Source organism: Streptomyces kronopolitis, assembly GCF_014646275.1.
Taxonomy (GTDB): domain Bacteria; phylum Actinomycetota; class Actinomycetes; order Streptomycetales; family Streptomycetaceae; genus Streptomyces; species Streptomyces kronopolitis.
The window spans coordinates 96,836-112,372 of record NZ_BMND01000012.1 but is presented as its reverse complement, the minus strand read 5'-3'; the positions used below and the strand labels follow the sequence as shown (position 1 = coordinate 112,372).

Annotated in this window: 15 protein-coding genes; 10 read left to right on the top strand and 5 right to left on the bottom strand. The window is 71.3% G+C overall.

Going from position 1 to position 15,537, the window contains the following annotated elements; all coding sequences use genetic code 11:
* Positions 1-147: 147 nt before the first annotated feature.
* Both IEY78_RS15755 and IEY78_RS15750 read left to right on the top strand, forming a co-directional pair.
* Positions 148-1,050, top strand: a complete 903-nt coding sequence (locus IEY78_RS15755) for a CPBP family glutamic-type intramembrane protease (protein ID WP_189098651.1) — start codon at positions 148-150, stop codon at positions 1,048-1,050.
* A 433-nt stretch (positions 1,051-1,483) separates the two neighbouring features.
* Positions 1,484-2,158 (top strand): ATP-binding protein, encoded by a 675-nt coding sequence (locus IEY78_RS15750; RefSeq protein WP_229699973.1) that lies wholly within the window; start codon positions 1,484-1,486, stop codon positions 2,156-2,158.
* Between the two features lie 468 nt (positions 2,159-2,626).
* On the opposite strand, the gene fabV is transcribed toward IEY78_RS15750, so the two are convergent.
* The 4 genes from fabV to IEY78_RS15730 form a co-directional block, all read right to left on the bottom strand.
* Positions 2,627-3,835, bottom strand: coding sequence for an enoyl-[acyl-carrier-protein] reductase FabV (fabV, locus tag IEY78_RS15745; RefSeq protein WP_189098650.1), 1,209 nt, complete (start codon positions 3,833-3,835; stop codon positions 2,627-2,629).
* A 187-nt stretch (positions 3,836-4,022) separates the two neighbouring features.
* Positions 4,023-5,489 carry an IPT/TIG domain-containing protein gene (locus tag IEY78_RS15740; RefSeq protein WP_229699988.1) on the bottom strand — a complete coding sequence of 489 codons (1,467 nt, stop codon included), beginning with the start codon at positions 5,487-5,489 and terminating at the stop codon, positions 4,023-4,025.
* A 343-nt stretch (positions 5,490-5,832) separates the two neighbouring features.
* Positions 5,833-6,078 (bottom strand): hypothetical protein, encoded by a 246-nt coding sequence (locus tag IEY78_RS15735; protein ID WP_189098648.1) that lies wholly within the window; start codon positions 6,076-6,078, stop codon positions 5,833-5,835.
* A 586-nt stretch (positions 6,079-6,664) separates the two neighbouring features.
* Positions 6,665-7,231, bottom strand: a complete 567-nt coding sequence (locus IEY78_RS15730; protein ID WP_229699987.1) for a GNAT family N-acetyltransferase — start codon at positions 7,229-7,231, stop codon at positions 6,665-6,667.
* Between the two features lie 180 nt (positions 7,232-7,411).
* On the opposite strand from IEY78_RS15730, the gene IEY78_RS15725 reads away from it, so the two are divergent.
* Together IEY78_RS15725 and IEY78_RS15720 are read left to right on the top strand one after the other, a co-directional pair.
* Positions 7,412-7,831, top strand: a complete 420-nt coding sequence (locus IEY78_RS15725; protein ID WP_189098817.1) for a DUF3662 domain-containing protein — start codon at positions 7,412-7,414, stop codon at positions 7,829-7,831.
* A 61-nt stretch (positions 7,832-7,892) separates the two neighbouring features.
* The gene (locus tag IEY78_RS15720; RefSeq protein ID WP_189098646.1) at positions 7,893-8,381 is read left to right on the top strand and encodes an SAM-dependent methyltransferase; all 489 of its coding nucleotides are present in this window, start codon (positions 7,893-7,895) and stop codon (positions 8,379-8,381) included.
* Positions 8,382-8,560: 179 nt separating this feature from the next.
* On the opposite strand, the gene IEY78_RS15715 is transcribed toward IEY78_RS15720, so the two are convergent.
* Complete coding sequence (locus tag IEY78_RS15715) at positions 8,561-8,854, bottom strand: hypothetical protein (RefSeq protein WP_189098644.1); 294 nt, start codon at positions 8,852-8,854, stop codon at positions 8,561-8,563.
* A 488-nt stretch (positions 8,855-9,342) separates the two neighbouring features.
* Between IEY78_RS15715 and IEY78_RS15710 the strand changes: the two genes are divergently transcribed.
* The 6 genes from IEY78_RS15710 to IEY78_RS15685 all read left to right on the top strand — a co-directional run bounded on the left by IEY78_RS15710 (position 9,343) and on the right by IEY78_RS15685 (position 15,537).
* Positions 9,343-9,954 carry a flavodoxin family protein gene (locus IEY78_RS15710; RefSeq protein WP_189098642.1) on the top strand — a complete coding sequence of 204 codons (612 nt, stop codon included), beginning with the start codon at positions 9,343-9,345 and terminating at the stop codon, positions 9,952-9,954.
* 750 nt (positions 9,955-10,704) lie between these two features.
* On the top strand, positions 10,705-11,706 hold the full coding sequence (locus IEY78_RS15705) for a methyltransferase (RefSeq protein ID WP_189098640.1): 1,002 nt from the start codon (positions 10,705-10,707) through the stop codon (positions 11,704-11,706).
* A 28-nt stretch (positions 11,707-11,734) separates the two neighbouring features.
* Positions 11,735-12,385, top strand: coding sequence for a thermostable hemolysin (locus IEY78_RS15700; RefSeq protein WP_189098639.1), 651 nt, complete (start codon positions 11,735-11,737; stop codon positions 12,383-12,385).
* Positions 12,372-13,943: an AMP-binding protein gene (locus IEY78_RS15695; protein WP_189098638.1), complete on the top strand. Its 1,572-nt coding sequence runs from the start codon at positions 12,372-12,374 to the stop codon at positions 13,941-13,943. The genes IEY78_RS15700 and IEY78_RS15695 overlap by 14 nt, the downstream gene beginning before the upstream one ends.
* Positions 13,940-14,881: a TauD/TfdA family dioxygenase gene (locus IEY78_RS15690; RefSeq protein WP_189098637.1), complete on the top strand. Its 942-nt coding sequence runs from the start codon at positions 13,940-13,942 to the stop codon at positions 14,879-14,881. Before IEY78_RS15695 ends, IEY78_RS15690 begins: the two co-directional genes overlap by 4 nt.
* Entirely contained in the window at positions 14,878-15,537 is a 660-nt protein-coding gene (locus tag IEY78_RS15685) for an O-methyltransferase (protein WP_189098636.1), read from the top strand. The genes IEY78_RS15690 and IEY78_RS15685 overlap by 4 nt, the downstream gene beginning before the upstream one ends.

Here is a 15,537-nt window from a genome sequence, read left to right as displayed (position 1 = left end):
GTTTCCCTGACCACCCGTTCCCCGGGTGCCGGAGTGCGGCTTTCATGGCCGGAGACCGAGGCACACGGAGGCCTCGACGGCCTTGGGGGGGCGGGGATGGCTGCGGGCTCGGTTGCGGGGACGGAAGCGGCGGCGCGGGGATCGGCGGTGCGGGCCTGGGGGAGGGCGCTGGGCGGCGGTGCGGTGATGGCGGGCGCGCTGGGCGCGGGGAACGTCCTGGGCGGGGCACTCGCCCGCGCGGTCGGCGCCGAGGGGTATCCGCGGCAGCTGCTGTGCGCCGTGGTGGTGAGCGCGCTGGCCGTCCCGGTGGTGCTGTGGCTGCGGGCCGGACGGCAGGCGGGACGGCGTCCACTGGGGCTCGGTCCGCCGGCCGCGGCGCCGCGCGGGTTCTTCCGCGGCGTGGCCGTCACCCTGTCCTGTGCCGTCGCCGTCCTCGGTGCCGGGACCGCGGTCGGGTGGCTGCGCTGGTCCGAGCCGGACCCCGCGGCCCTTACATCGTTCCTGGCCGGCAATGCCGTGGTGGCCGTGCTGCTGGAGGCGTTCCCGGAGGAGGTGACGCTGCGGGGGCACGCCTGGGCCTCGTTGCGCGACCGGTTCGGCGGGGCGTTCTCGGCCCTCGGCACGACGGCGGTGTTCCTGCTGGTGCCCGGGGCGTCCACGGTGGTGCAGGCCGCGGTGTCCCGGGCCATGGGCGTGGCCGCCCCGCCGGTGGGCTTCGCCCCCGCGGGCCAGGACCCCGTCGCCTACGCGGTCCTGCTCCTCGTCTTCGGGCTGACGCTGGTGGCCGCACGGACGGCACCGGGCCCCGCGCCGTTGTGGATGGCGATCGGCACGCATCTGGTCTTCCTGAGCGTCAACCGCGTCGTCTTCGAGGGCGCGGCACGCGGCGCGGGCTGGTCGGCGGAGGCCACGGCGGACCACACCGCGGTCCTGGTCCTCGGGTACCTGGCGGCCACGGCGATGATCTTCGTGGGGATGCGGGTGGTGCCGGGCCGGGGGCGACCGAGGGCTAGGAGGGCACAGGCCGCTGTCCGGAATGGCGAGTTATGACCCCTATGGGCTTTTTGTTCATGGGTGGTTTCCGCCGAGACGGCGCCCCCCGGTGCGAGCGGCCCGAAGGCCGTTGCCGTCGGCGTCCGCATCCAGCCCCGCGGAGGTCGTCCGCGGGGCTGCGGTGCGCCTCCGGGGGCGGTGGGGCGCCGTGCGGAAGACTTTCCCGGGCTGTGGGGCGGCTGGAATTGCGGCGCTCATACCCGACGCCCCGGGAAGCAAACTAGGGGATTTCCCGATTGCTGAGGGTGGAATCGGGCACGCGAATGTCCGGAGGATGATGACAGTGGCTCCCTTCTTCCGGTGCTGCCTCTGGCGCCCGCCCATTAGGCGCCTGCTTCACCAGGAAGGGTTCGGGAGGAAGGCCTCGGGGTCGTCACGGTGAGCTGAGGCGCCGTACGGCTTCCGCCCCCTCGGGGTGTTCCGTGGCGCCGTGGCTGTCCTTGTCCGCCCGGACGAGACCGGGTTCGAACTGATCTTTCCGAACCCTCGCGACGAGCGCGCTATTTCGTCCGACATCAAAGATATGTGGTTGATACCCCGGGAAGAGGGCACGCTTTCCGGTCTGAAGGAAACCCGACGCGATGAGGTGAGCTTTATCATGAGCACCGCCGAGGCTCCGCGTACGGTCACCGCGTCTTCGGTGCTGGAGCTTCAACTGGACTGCCATTCCGAAGCAGTCGGCCCCGCGCGACACCTCGTGGGCGAGTATCTGGCGCGCCTGGAGCCCTCCGTGGAACGGGATGCCCGGGAGGCCGTGATCCTGGTCGTCTCCGAGCTGGTCACCAATGCGGTGCGGCATGCCGGCGGCAAGAGCTGCACGCTGCGGCTGCTGGCCGATCCAGAAACGATCATGGTGTCCGTTGGGGATGCCAGCCCGGTGCTGCCCCGTCCGCGCACTCCCGACGTCACCGGGGAAGGCGGCGGATTCGGCTGGTCGATGGTCTGTCGGATCGCGGAGACCGTCGAGGTCAGCAGGGGGTCGAGCGGGAAGACCGTGACCGCGACCATCCCCCGCCAGGTGGGGCGGCCGGGCTCCGGCGGGTCCGCGGACGCCGCCCCGCGGCCCTCCAGTACCGCAGTCCGGCGCGGCGGCCGCCGCGGCTGACCGAGAGACATTCGCCGGCTGATCAGCCGGCCGGACAGGTGACGATGTGGCCCCTTCGACGGAGCGCCCGCCCTGTCCTTCTCGGCCCCGCACGCGGGCCCGGCCGCCTGAGGGCCAGTCGGATATACACCCGTCCCGGTCTCCCATTGCCCGCCTCTTCTCTCCCGTGTCCCGCTGTCCGGGAGACCTCCTTCGGTACCGGGTTTCACGAGGGCGCGAAACCCGCATGAGGGACGGCGGCGCCCGGTCGTCCGAATTCCCTGACGAGGAAATCGACCGCGGACCGAACGAATCGCGGGCCGGCCGAATCGCGCGACCGGTTACCCGGAGCAGGTAATTGCTTACCCGGCAAGCCGGTTGATGTAATTCCCACGCATTGACTGAGATTGGCCGAGTGCGTCGTTGCCGTCGCCGTCACCGTAGCCATCACCGGGAACTCGCCTCGTAAGTTCGGTCTGCCCCGGGAGTTCAGGAAGTGGTGTCCGGCCAGGGGATCTGAGTGTCCGTCGGGGCGGTGTAGTCGACGCCGGGCACCGCGAAACCGTAGAGCCGCTGTACCTCGGCGTGGAACCATTCGAGGTCGGCGAGATGGTTGATGGTCTCGGTGGTGGCCGTCTCCCAGCGCTCGGTGACGGCGGCCTGGACCGCGCTGTTGAGCTCCCAGGAATCGAGCCGCACCCGCCCGTCCTCGTCGACATCGAGCGGCCGCACGCCCGTGAGCTGATCCCACAGATCGGCCAGCTGGGCGATCGGCGGGACCATGCCCTCGCCGAGGGCGCCGCGCAGCAGCCCCACATAGAGCGCGATGCCCGGGATGGCGGTGGAGGACTGGGTGACCGCGGCACCGTTGACGGAGGTCACCGCGCGGCCGCCGACCAGCTTGTGCAGGCGCTCGTCGAGCGTACGGGCGGTCGCCTCCAGGTGGGACTTGGCGGCGCCGATGGTGCCCTGGCGGTAGATGCCGTCCGTCAGCGGGGACCCGATGTAGGACAGGGCGGCAGTGGTGAAACCGTCGGCGAGCAGACCGCGGTCGGCGAGGTGGTCGATCCACCGCTCCCAGTCCGCGCCGCCCATCACCGCGACCGTCTGCTCGACGTCGTCGCCCTCGGCCGGCGCGGTCTCCACCACCTTGACCTCCGGCGTTCCCGCCCCGTCAAAGACGAGCGTCTTGGTGCGGTACGCCTCGCCGATGGGCTTGAGGACGGAGGTGTGGGCCGCACCGGTGTCCGGGTCGGTGCGCCGGGGTGCGGCCACCGAGTAGACCAGATGGTCCAGGCGGCCGAAGCGCTCCCGGAGGACATCTGCGACCTGCTCCTTCATCGCGTCGGAGAAGGCGTCGCCGTTGAGGAACACCATCTCCTGACCGTGCCGGAGGGCGAGTTCCGCGATGGCGGCGGTGCGGTACCAGCCGGCGGTGGCGGTGCGCCGCTCGGTGGGGGCCTTCTCGAAGCAGACGCCGATGCCGCGGATCCCCGCCCGGGCGAGGCCGGCGATCGTCGCGGCCAGCCCGTAGCCGGCCGAGGAGCCCACGACGAGCGCCACCGGAGCGGTGTCCGGGACGTGCTCGGGGGCGGGGACGGCCCGCCACATCTCCTCCACCAGGCGCGCGCAGCCGGCCGGGTGGGAGTCGAGGAAGAGAAAGCCGCGGCTGCGCGGGGTGATGACTCGTTCGCTCATGACGCACGTCCTTCGGGTCGTCGTGGGGGAAGCGGCGGCCAGCACCGGAGCAGGTACCGCACCCGGCAAGTCTGCGACCCGGCAACTCTGGAGGACCGGCTCGGCGGGCACAGTAATGCGGGGGTGGTTTTGGAGGGTTTCCCTCGGTTCGGCCGCCCGAAGGACCCCGGAGTGGGGCGTGCGGACGCTACCGGCCGGTGTAGGTGAACTCGTCGTCCGGGCTGGTGGGAGAGGTGGCCTTGCCGACCGTCACGGTGATGTTCACCGTCTGCTGGACATCGAGCTGACCGGGCGCTGTCGCGGTGATCTGGTTGGCCGAGACGAACGTGACCGAGTCGGATGGCTTGTCCTTGAAGTGCACGGTGGCACCCGCGGCGAAGCCCGAGCCGTTGACGGTGACCGGGGTGCTGACCTTTCCGCTGGTCGGGCTGACCGAACTGACCACCACAGGTGCGGGTCCGCCGTAGGCGAACTGACTCATGGCGACAGCCGGGGAGGTGCCGAGGGTGTTGGTGACACGGACGTGGACGACACCTGATCCGTTGGGCACCTGAGCGGTGATCTTGGTACCGGAGGGGTCGACGGTGCGCTCGGTGCAGGCGAAGGTGCCGAAGTCGACCATGCTGTCCTGGCTGAAATCCTTGCCGTTGATGGTCACCCGGTCGCCCGCCGCGCCGAAGGTGGGGGTCATGCTGGTCACCACCGGCGGGGAAGGGACGTCAGGCGCCCCCACCAGCTCCAGGTAGGTGGAGTTGGCGTGCTGGTAGGCGATCTGGCCGAGGAAGTCCTGCGTGGTCTTGTTGACCAGCTTCTCGGCAAGGCTCGTGTACCCGGTGTTCATCAGGCAGAGCGAGCCGGGCTGGACGTAGACGTTGCCCTTGGTGCGCTTGGCGATCGTCTCGATGAGCAGCTTCACTTCTTCGGTCGCCAGCGGCCCCGGGCTCGGGTACCAGCCGGTGGTGATGTCGAGAGCGGCCCACGCGTGCGGGACCAGGTCGTAGGCGTTGTTCTGGCGCTCGTTGATGACCCACGGCACGGAGTCGAAGTAGTCGACGAAGCTCTGCACGCCGGCGGTGGGAGCGGCATAGGTCATCACCGCGAACTTCGGCTGCTTCGGCAAGGTCTGCGCCTGCAGGTACGGCGCGAGCATGCTGACGATGCAACCGCCCAGGCTGTGACCGGTCAGATAGACGGTCGGCTGCGGCGAGGAGGGCGCCGCCTTGAGCGCGACGCCGAGCGCCTGGGCGAGCGTGGCGTTCGGGGTGGGAGATGCGATCGAGCGGGCGGTGACCACGCGGGTGAACGCATCCTTCGCCCCCTTGGACACGGCGATGGCCGTCGGCGATCCGCTTTCGGGGAACGGGACGACGGTGCCGACATCGAGGTCCTCGAGGATGTCGGTCACATCGGCATCCGTTCCGCGCGCGACCACGGCGAACTCGTTCGAACCGTTGGTGCTGCGTACGAGGAAGGCCATATTGGCGTTGGCGTCGCTCAGCGCGAGCCACACCAGCTCCCACGCGCCTTGCGTCGCAAGGCCGGGGTCCTTCAGCTGCGCGTGGATGCCGGTAATGATGCGTGTGGTCTGCTGCTGCAGGGTTTCCCCGGACGGGCGCGGAGTGGCCCCGGTGGCCGCGAAGGCCGCCAGGGTCATGGTCACCTGGGCGATTGTCGAGTCGGATGCCATCGTCGTTCCTGCTCCTCGGATGTCGTGCCGGTGCGGAGGCGGGAGCGCCTGTCGGCAGCATCAGGGCAGATCGGTGCCGGACCGGCCGTCAGATCGGATCGCCCACCATCAGACCTCTCCGCTGCGTGGCCCGGTGCCATTCCCGGCTCCCGGCGGACCAGGTTCACCTTGTTGGCCCTCCGCCGTGCGCGTGTCCGGCTCGCCGAGCCATGTGAGGGCGCCGCACCTCCGTGTGGGCTCTCGGCCCCTGGCCGGCCCGTGCACCTCCCCGTGGTGCACCGGGCCCGGGGCACCGCTCACCCCGTTCTTCTCACCCCGCACTTCCTGGAGGAACCGTCACCGCCGCGGGTCGGGCTCGCCCTCCTTTGAGCACCGGGGCGCCGCTGTTGTCGTCGTGTGCGTGCCAGGACACCGGGGCGTCCTCGCACGGGTGCGAGTGGCTGGGGATCTGCCGCTCCGATGCGGCCTGTGCGGGGACGGTTCCGAGCAGGCCGAGGACGAGTCCGGCGCTCGCCCCCGCGATCAGCGACCTCAGCTTGTCGTTGCGATGCCTCATCTGCGTTCTCCCCCTTGCGGATTCCTCTGCGTCCTGGTCAGCGGACAGCGGCGGCGCGCGTGCTCCTCGCGGGCCCGGGCACGTCTGCCCGAGCGCCGTGTGGTCGCGCCGGTCGTCGTCGGCCGGGAGGCGGGAGCACCGCACCCTCGGCCGAGTACCGCTCAACTCAGCAAAGGTGCCGGTGATCAACGAGCGATAAACGTGGCGGCGGGGGACGGCGGTATTCGGCCGTCGTCGGTGCCGGGGCACTTCGGTGAAGGGATCTACGTGAATGCGGAGATGAGGAGGGGTAGTTGGAGACCGGTCGGAGGGGCCGCCACCCCTTCCGGGGCACGGCGGCATGCCCTCAGTGGTCTCCCCTCCCGGTCGTCGTTGCGGAACGGGTCGCGGCGTCGAAGCGGCCCGCCGCCGCACCGCACCGGTTGAACACTTTCCGCCCCACCTGCGACGCGCCCTGGAGAGCTGCTTGGTCCTGCTCGTGCTCATCGGCCGGAACTGGCTGTCGCAGTGCGCAGAGCTGGCGGAGCGACGGTTCGTGCACCCGGGAGATCACCAGCGGCGCCCCCCTCTCACGGGACTCGGCCTCTTACCAGAGCCGGTCGATCTCGCCCGGGTACAGCTCGATACGGGAGTGTGCGAAGGAGGAGCGGTGCCGACGGGCGAGGGGCGTAAAGAAGTGGGCCAGGGTGACCTTGTCGAAGCCGGGCCGGTCGCTGGGGAACGGGCCCGCCGGCGTACCGCCGATCAGCACCGCATCGGGGAGCCGCCGCCAGCCCGCGCGCTCGTAGAAGGCCAGCAGCGGCCGGTCGCAGGTGAACAGGCCGATGTCCAGATCCATGGCGCTCATCTCCGCCCGGGCGGCCGTCACCAGGCGGTGGCCGTGGCCCTGGCCGCGCGCGGCCCGTCGGGTCACCACCGTGCTCAGCCCCGCGGCCCGGAACCGCCGTCCGTCGTGGACGAGGTCCTTGCGGAGGATGTCGAGCGCGGCGAGCACCGTGGGCCCCTCGACGAGCAGCATCGACACCGGCCGCAGCGCGGGGTCGTGGGCGAACGTGCCGGGCGCCGACGCGGAGTCCGGCGGCCAGGCCTCGTCCCTGAGCGCCGACACCTGATCGTGCAGCGCGGGCGGGACATCGGCTTCCGGGAATGTCATGATCGGCACACGCCCATTGTGGCGGCCCACGGCGGAGCGACCAAGGCGTATGCGCTCCCGCGGGCCACGCCCGTCGGCTCCGGCCCGGGCCCCGGCGCCGACCGGTCCGCCGCCGGGCCCGGTGCGATCGCGGAGCAGCATCCCTGCATGTCCATGGCATCCATCGGGCAGGCGACCGTCATGGGAATGCTGAGGCGTATGGAACGTGCCGTGGAGGACTGCGAGAGCGCGCTGCTGGCCAAGATCTTCCGCACCGACCCGGTCCAGTTGTTCGATGACCTGCGGCAGGAGTGCGATGAGCACGCCGTCGTGTGCAGCAGGCATCGGGTGCTGGTACCCAACGACTACACCGTCGAACTCGCACCGGACGTGCATGACGCGCTCGCCGCGCGCGGGGGAGAGGTGGGGCGGCAGCTGACCGATGTGCTGGCCCGGCACGCGATCGAGCGGGATTACGAATGGGCGGGCCCACTGACCGTCCACGTCACCGCCGCCGAGGTGCCGAACGGGCGGTACCGCGTGTCGAGTGCCGCCCTCGCGCACGTCCCCGCTGTTGCCGCCGGCCCCCAACAGCCCGCACCCGCGGTGGGTTTCACCTGATCCGTCCGGCGCCGCCGGGGCAGGCTGGGGCAACTGTCGCACAGACCCAGGGGGGACCTGAATGGACCGGACCGCACGCCCTCAGCCCGATGAGATCACCCTGCGGCCCATCGGCCGGGTGGTGAGCCCGCGGGGTGAACTGACCGACGACCAGTGGGGCGAGGTGCCGGCCGTGATCCGGCTGGACGGCGCGGCCTACGGGGAGGAGTCGCTGGCCGGGCTGGCGGACTTCTCCCACCTGGAGGTCGTCTTCCACTTCGACCGGGTACCCGAGGACGCGATCGAGACCGGCGCCCGGCACCCGCGCGGCAACCCCGACTGGCCGCTGGTCGGCATCTTCGCGCAGCGCGGCAAGGACCGCCCCAACCGGCTGGGCGTCTCGCGCTGCCCGCTGGTGAAGGTCGACGGCCTGGACCTCCACGTCCTCGGCCTGGACGCGGTGGACGCCACCCCGGTCCTCGACATCAAGCCCTACCTCGACGAGTTCGGACCCCGCGGCCCGCGCCGGCAGCCCCAGTGGGCGACGGAACTGATGGCCCGCTACTACTGACGGACCGGCGGGTCCGGCCGGCCGACGGGTTCGATCCAGGGCGGCCGGCCGACGGTCCGGTCCAGGGGCGACCGCCCCCGTACGTTCGGGGACGTACGGGGGCGGCCGCATCCCCGACGCCGCACCCCGTGACCACCGGTGTGGCCGGGAGGTGTGCGCTGCCGGGAGGTGCCGGCGATTTACAGCGGACGGGCCCACAGGTCGTACTGGAGACCCCCGCCGTCGCAGAACGGGTCGGCCCACTTGCCGCTGCTGACCAGGTCGGTCCCGGCGGCCTGGCAGCCGCTGAGGGTCCAGAACTTCTTGCCGGTCCACACCGTTCCGGGCGGGCCGTCCATCGGCGTGACGCGGTGCTGCACCCGGGCCACCGGCGCGGCGGCGGGGGCCGCGTGGGCCTGAGCGGCACCGCCCAGTCCGAGGACCGTGAGCGTGGCGGCGGCGAGTGCGGTGGTGAGAATGCGCCTGTTTCGCATCTGATTTCCTTCCCCGTGGTTCCGGGCCCCCTGCGGGCCCGTCACCCTGCACACGGATGCGGGCCCTTCGACGTATGACACCTCCTGGTGTGAGGTGGGTCACATTGGGGGTTGTGTCGCGATGGGCGCCCCGTCCGGGTCTCGCCGTAGCCGTCGACGCGAGTGCGGCAGGCGGCGCCTGCCTTACCCGCTCCCTCATGAAGTCCATTGACTCAAAAGGTATTTGACGACGCGTCACCTCATCGCTTTCCGTGGATCCGGTCGGCTCGGTGGCCGTGGGGCCGGGCGGGCGCGCGGACGGGCGGCCGGCGGTCGGGGGTGGCCGTGCGAACTGTGCCAACTTGCCGGTTTGCCGGTTCTTTTCGGGGTGTTCGCCGGAGACGCTTGCCTTGGAAGTGTGTGGGTGGATAGCGTAACCAGCGCCTAAAGCTTTCTGGACAGCTTTAGTGAAAGCTAAAACACTGAATCGTCCCGGGTGGGGGAGAAGTATGCAGATCAAGGTTGCGGTGGCGTATTACAGCGGCTACGGCCACACCGCAAAGCAGGCGGCGGCCGTCGCGGCCGGCGCCGAGAAGGTTCCCGACACCCAGGTACGCCTGGTCTCCCTTGCCGAGCTGAACGACGAACTGTGGGAGGTGCTGCAGGAGTCCGATGCGCTGATCTTCGGCACGCCGACCTACATGGGCGGCAGCAGCGCCGTCTTCCGTGCCTTCGTCGAAGCCACCAGTGCGGTCTGGGGCGACAACATGCGCTGGAAGAACAAGATCGCCGGCGGCTTCACCAACAGCGGCAACATGGCCGGTGACAAGCTCAACGCGCTGATCGACATCGCGCTGTTCGCCGCCCAGCACGGCATGGTCTGGGTCGGCCTCGCGGAGTACGGCGGCTGGAACACCTCCACCGGAAGCCCCGAGGACCTCAACCGGCTCGGCAGCTGGCTGGGCGCCATGTCCCAGTCGAACAATGACGAGGGGGCCGATGTCACCCCCTGCGCCAGCGACCTGCGCACCGCCGAGGCGCTCGGCCGCCGGATCGCCGAGACGGCGCACATCCACCGCGCCGGCCGCGCGGCCGTCACGTTCGACGAGGTGGCCGGCTGACCATCCGCGGATCTCATTGAGGCAGCTGCGACGGGAGGGGGGCCCGATGAACAGCCGTCAGAGGCCGGTGCGCTCTGCGGACATCTCCACCACGGAGGTCCGCAGTGGCGCGCCGGTGCACCGGATACGCGACACGGCAACCGCCGTGCGGAAGAGGGCCGTTGACGGCTCGCCCGTGCGACTGTCGATCGGCCACACGCCCCGGGAGCGGGCGTGGACTCGCGTACGCCCCTCCGGCCGGACCCGGGTGCCCCCGGTCCGTGTCCGCCGCTCCCCGTGTGCGGGGCACCGTCACCTCGCAGCCGCCGCCACAGCGGCCCCCTCCTGTCCTTGCCGCCCGGCCTCCCCGGGCCCTCCCCTGCCTGCCGCCCTGCCGGCCGCACCGGAGGCGTGAGGCCTCATGCGCCACGACGCCCGGGGGGCCGTATCTCACGTGGCCTCCTGGAGCGCGGCATCGGCGCCGGTCACCGGCGCGCACCCCATCAGCTGACCCTCACCCGACGGGCCCGCCCCACCGGGTGAAGCACCACGGCACCAGGCACCACGGCGCGGAACACCCTCCGCTGCGTCTTCCCGGCGCGGCCGGAGCCGGCCCGCCCCGGTGGCGCACCCTTCCCGGCACGACCGGCACGGCGTGCGTCCCCGAACGGCGGTCCCACCACTTCCCGTGCCCGCGGGCCCCCGCGGGCACACCTGCCCTGCCGCGTACCGTCTGCGCGGCTCTCCCCTGCCATCCCGAGGAGCTCAGCCATGTTCAACACCACCACCGATGCCGAGCTGACCGGCAATCCGATCGACGAGGTGATCGGGTCGACCATCCACTACGCGGCGCTCACCTCCGCCGCCAAGCTCGGCATCTTCACGGCTCTGGAGGAGGGCCCCAAGACCCTCGACGAACTCGCCGCGTCGATCGGCGCGAGCACCGACGGCACCCGCGCGGTGGCCGACGTCGTCGCCGTCCTCGGCTGGCTCGCCCTGGAGGACGGGCGCTACCGCAACGGCCCGCTCGCCGAACGCTGGCTCGGCAAGGGCGCCGAGTACGACTTCACCCCGGCGCTGCTGTGGGCGTACGAACTCACCAACGTCATGTGGGATCTGCCGCAGGCCGTACGCGACGGCAAGCCCGCCCAGTCCCTGTGGGAGCGCTGGGCCGACAAGCCCGAGGCCGGGCGGGACTTCTCCGCCTACATGCGGATCAAGTCCCGGCTGACCGTGCAGTCCATCGTCGACGCGGTACCGGTACCCGACGGGGCCCGGCGCCTGCTGGACCTGGGAGGTTCGCACGGGCTGCACTCCATGGCCATGTGCGAGCGCCACCCCGAGCTGTCCGCGACCATCGTCGACCTGCCCGAGGCGCTCGCCGACACCGGCTCCGCGATCGAGAAGGCGGGCCTGGCCGACCGGATCAGCCTGCAGCGCGGCAGCTTCCTCAGCGGCGACCTCGGCACCGGCTACGACATCGTCTTCCTCTTCGAGATCGTGCACAACCACACCGACGAGGAGAACCGGGACCTGATCGCGCGGGCCGCCCAGGCGCTGCGGCCCGGCGGCCGGATCGTGGTCCTCGAAGACGTCCGCGGGGAGCAGCTCGACGCGCACAACGCCGCCTTCTCCCTGGCGATGTACGCCTGCTCCGGCGACCGCACCTACAGCCTGCCGGAGATCTCCGGCTGGCTGAACGACGCAGGTCTGTCGGGCGTCGAGCGCATCGCGCTGCCCTCTTCCGTCTCCCTGGTCGTCGGCACCAAGTAGAGCCGGCAGCCGGGGAAGGGGGAGCACCGTGCAGATCGATCTGGCACACCGGTCCACCAGCTCATGGCTGGACGCCGCGGACCTCGCTCGCGAGGTGTACGCCCAGGCATACGGCGCCGATGTGGCGCCCCGGCCCGACTCATTCATCGTCGCCCGCCCGGCCTGCGGCGGGACGGAGGAACCCGCGGCGCCACTGGCCTGCGCGGGGCTCACCTTCGGCAGCGACCAGGAACTGTTCTCCGAGCGGTACCTCGACACCGGTGTCGAGGAAGCCGCGCTGGCCCGTCTCGGGGTCACGGTGGACCGCAGGCGGGTGGTGGAAGTGGGGGCGCTGGCCACCCGCCGCTCCTCGGTCGGCCGCGAACTGATCAGAGCCACCCCGATCATCGCCTGGTGCCTGGGCATGGAGTACATCCTGTGCACCGTGACCAGGAGCCTGATCACGACGCTGGGCCGGACCGGCATCTGCTTCGTGCCGTTCGGCCCCGCCGACCCCCGCCGGCTGTCGCCCGAGGAGGCGGCGCGCTGGGGCTCGTACTACGACCACGAGCCCCAGGTCGGCGTCATCGCCCTGAACGCCCTGGACCGGCTCTTCTCCGACGCCACCGGGCGCTACTCCGTCACCGACCTCCAGCTGAGCATCAGCGCGATGGAGGTGGCCGGCCATGCTGGGCATTGAGCAGAGCCTGACCGGCTTCGGTGAGTCGGAGCGGCCACTGATCGAGGTGCTGGGGAACGACGGTGCCCCGGCGCGCACACTCACCTACCGGGAAGTGACGCGCCGGGCCGCGGACCTCGCCGAACGGATCGGCCCCGGGGACGGCCGGCCGCCACGAGTCGGCGTGGTCTGCGGCAACACCCCCGCCTTCGTGGTCGCCGACCTCGCCCTGATCGCCGCGCACGCCATCGAGGTGCCGGTCCCGCTCGCCTTCTCCGCCGAGCAGGCCGCCGGTCTGCTGGCGGAGACCGATCTGTGCGTGGTGGACGACGCCGGGCAGGAGCGCCTCACCCAGTGGGGCAGGGACCGGGTCCTGCCCGCGCACTGCACGGTGCTGCCGCTGTCCACCGACGGGCCCGTGCCGTCCGCGCCGCTGGTGTTGCGCGAGGCCGGGGCCGACGGCGCGGACTGGGAATGCAAGGTCATCCACACCTCCGGGACCACCTCCCGACCCAAGGGGGTACGGATCCGGGCGGGGGCTCTGAACGAACTGCTGGGCTCGCTGCGGTCGGTGATGCCCCGAGGGGCCTTCGCCCGCTATCTGTCCGTCGTCCCGTTCAGTCTGCTCATCGAGCAGGTCACCGGCCTGTACATGGTCCTGCTCGACGGCGGCACGCTCGTCCTGACGCCGCCGGGCAAGGCCCTGGTCGGCACCGCCGCGGCGGCGGCCGCCGACATGCTGCCGTATGTGGCGGCGGCCCGTCCGACCGCGCTGGTCGCCACGCCCGCACTGGTCGACGCCTTCGCCACCGCGGCGGACGAGGCCGACAAGAGCGGACAGGCGGTCGCCCGGGCCCTGTTCGGCGGCGACGAGGCGCCGCTGCTGTGCTGCGGCGGGGCGCCCGTCCACCCCGAGCTGCTGCGCCGCCTGGAGGACCACGGCCTGCCGGTCCACGAGGGGTACGGGCTGTCCGAGAACAGCTCCGTGGTCAGCTGGAACACCCCGGCCGCGCGCCGCCCCGGAACCGTCGGCCGGCCGCTGCCGCACGTCCGGGTGCGGATCGCCGACGACGGCGAACTCCTCATCCGGAGCACCTCGTTGTTCGCCGGGTACACCCGCGACGATCCCTCCAGCCTGCTCTTCGATGCCGACGGCTGGCTCCGGACCGGCGACCTGGCGCGGATCGACGAGGACGGCTTCATCAGCATCACCGGACGCAAGAAGAACGTCATCATCACCGCGGCCGGCCGCAATGTGGCACCCGAGTGGGTCGAGGCGCAGTACGCCCAACTGCCCTTCGTCCGCGCGGTCGCGGTGTTCGGAGATGGGCTGGACGCGCTCCACGGCCTCTTCCTGGTCGAGGAGTCCACCGACCTCGCGGCGGCCGAGGCGGCCGTCCGGGAGTTCGGCGCCGCGCAGCTGTCGGAGGTGGAGCAGGTCGCCGTGCCGCACCTCACCGTCGCCGACGAGCGCCTCTACCGCAGGTTCTTCACCGTCACCGGCCGGCCCATGCGGGCCGCCATCCGCACCGCCTTGTCCAACGGCACACTGTTCGACCACCAAGGAGCAGACGCATGACCACCAACGCTGACGTCCGGCCCTACGGTGCCGCCACCGGACGGCTCGTCCTGCCCACCGGGGACCGGTCGCTCGGTGCACTGGACCCCGCGTGGGTCACCGGGCTGCTCGCCGACGCCGGATTCCTGCTCTTCCGGGGCTTCGACACCGACCTGGAGGCGTTCAGCTCGTTCGTGAAGGCGCACTCCAGCCGGATCACCCTCGACCCGGCGCGCACCTTCCACGGCGGCGAGGTCGCCCAGAAGGTGGACGCGGGCACCGGAGCCGTCGGCCTCCATCTGGAGAACGGCAACAGCCCCTTCGGCCCCGACCTCACCTGGTTCCTGTGCGAGAAGGCCGCGGCCAGCGGCTCGCAGACCACCGTCTGCGACGGCTACCGCGTCTGGGACGCGGCGAGCGACACCGCCCACGCGGTCTTCGGCGTCAAGGACATCATGTACAGCCGCCGGGTGGAGGAGCCCAAGTGGAAGGCGTTCGTCTGCCACCAGTCCGACGGCCGTAAGGACCCCGAGCGCGTCACCTTCGACGACATGAAGGCGCTGGTGGGCGGCAATGTGTCCACCACCCTCCAGCTCAACGACGACGGCTCGATCCACTACGCCTACCGCACCGGCGCCGCCCACCCCACCCTCTTCGGCAGCCGGCTCGCCTGGGCCAACAGCGTCTTCGGCCCCTCGTACAACTACGAGGCCCCGCGGATCACCTTCGCCGACGGCACCGAGATACCCGAGGAGCTGCTCGCCGAGTTCCGCCGCCTGACCGCCACGCTGACCGAGGAACTCGACTGGCAGGACGGCGACGTGGCGCTGATCGACAACACCCGGGTGATGCACGGCCGGCGCGAGATCCTCGACACCGACCGGACCATCTACAACGCCCAGAGCTACCTCGACCCGGCGCTGCTGACCGCCGCCCGGCAAGGAAGGGCACAGGCATGACCACCGGACTCGACGACCCCCGCGTGACCGCCGTCCTGGACGAGATCGCCCGGACGGCCGAGAAGAGCGACCGGGCCGTGATGGAGCGCGCCTACGCCACCACGGCCGACTGGCCGCAGCCGCCGACCGCCCAGGAGGCCGCCGAGCTGTGCGCCCAGGCCGCGCTGCCGGTGCACCCGCAGGTCGGCACCTTCCTCTACCAGCTGGTACGCGGCATGCGCCCGTCCCTCGTGGTGGAGTTCGGTACGTCCTTCGGCGCCTCGACGATCTATGCGGCGGCCGCCCTGCGCGACAACGGGCACGGCCGCATCATCGGCTCGGAGCTGCACCCCGGCAAGGCGGGCCGCGCCCACGAACATCTGGAGCGCGCGGGGCTCGACGCCTGGACCGAGATCAGGATCGGCGACGCCCGCGAACAGCTCGCCGATCTCCCCGGCAGCATCGATCTGCTGCTGCTCGACGGGTGGAAGGAGCTGTACCTCCCGGTCCTCAAGGTCCTCGAACCCGCCCTGCGGGCCGGCACCCTGATCGTCTCCGACAACCTGCCGATGCTGCCGGCCGAGTTCACCGACCACGTCCGCACCGCCGGCAACGGCTACCTCTCCCAGCAGCTTCCGCTCGGAGACGGTGTCGAACTCTCCCTCCGCCTCCAGTAA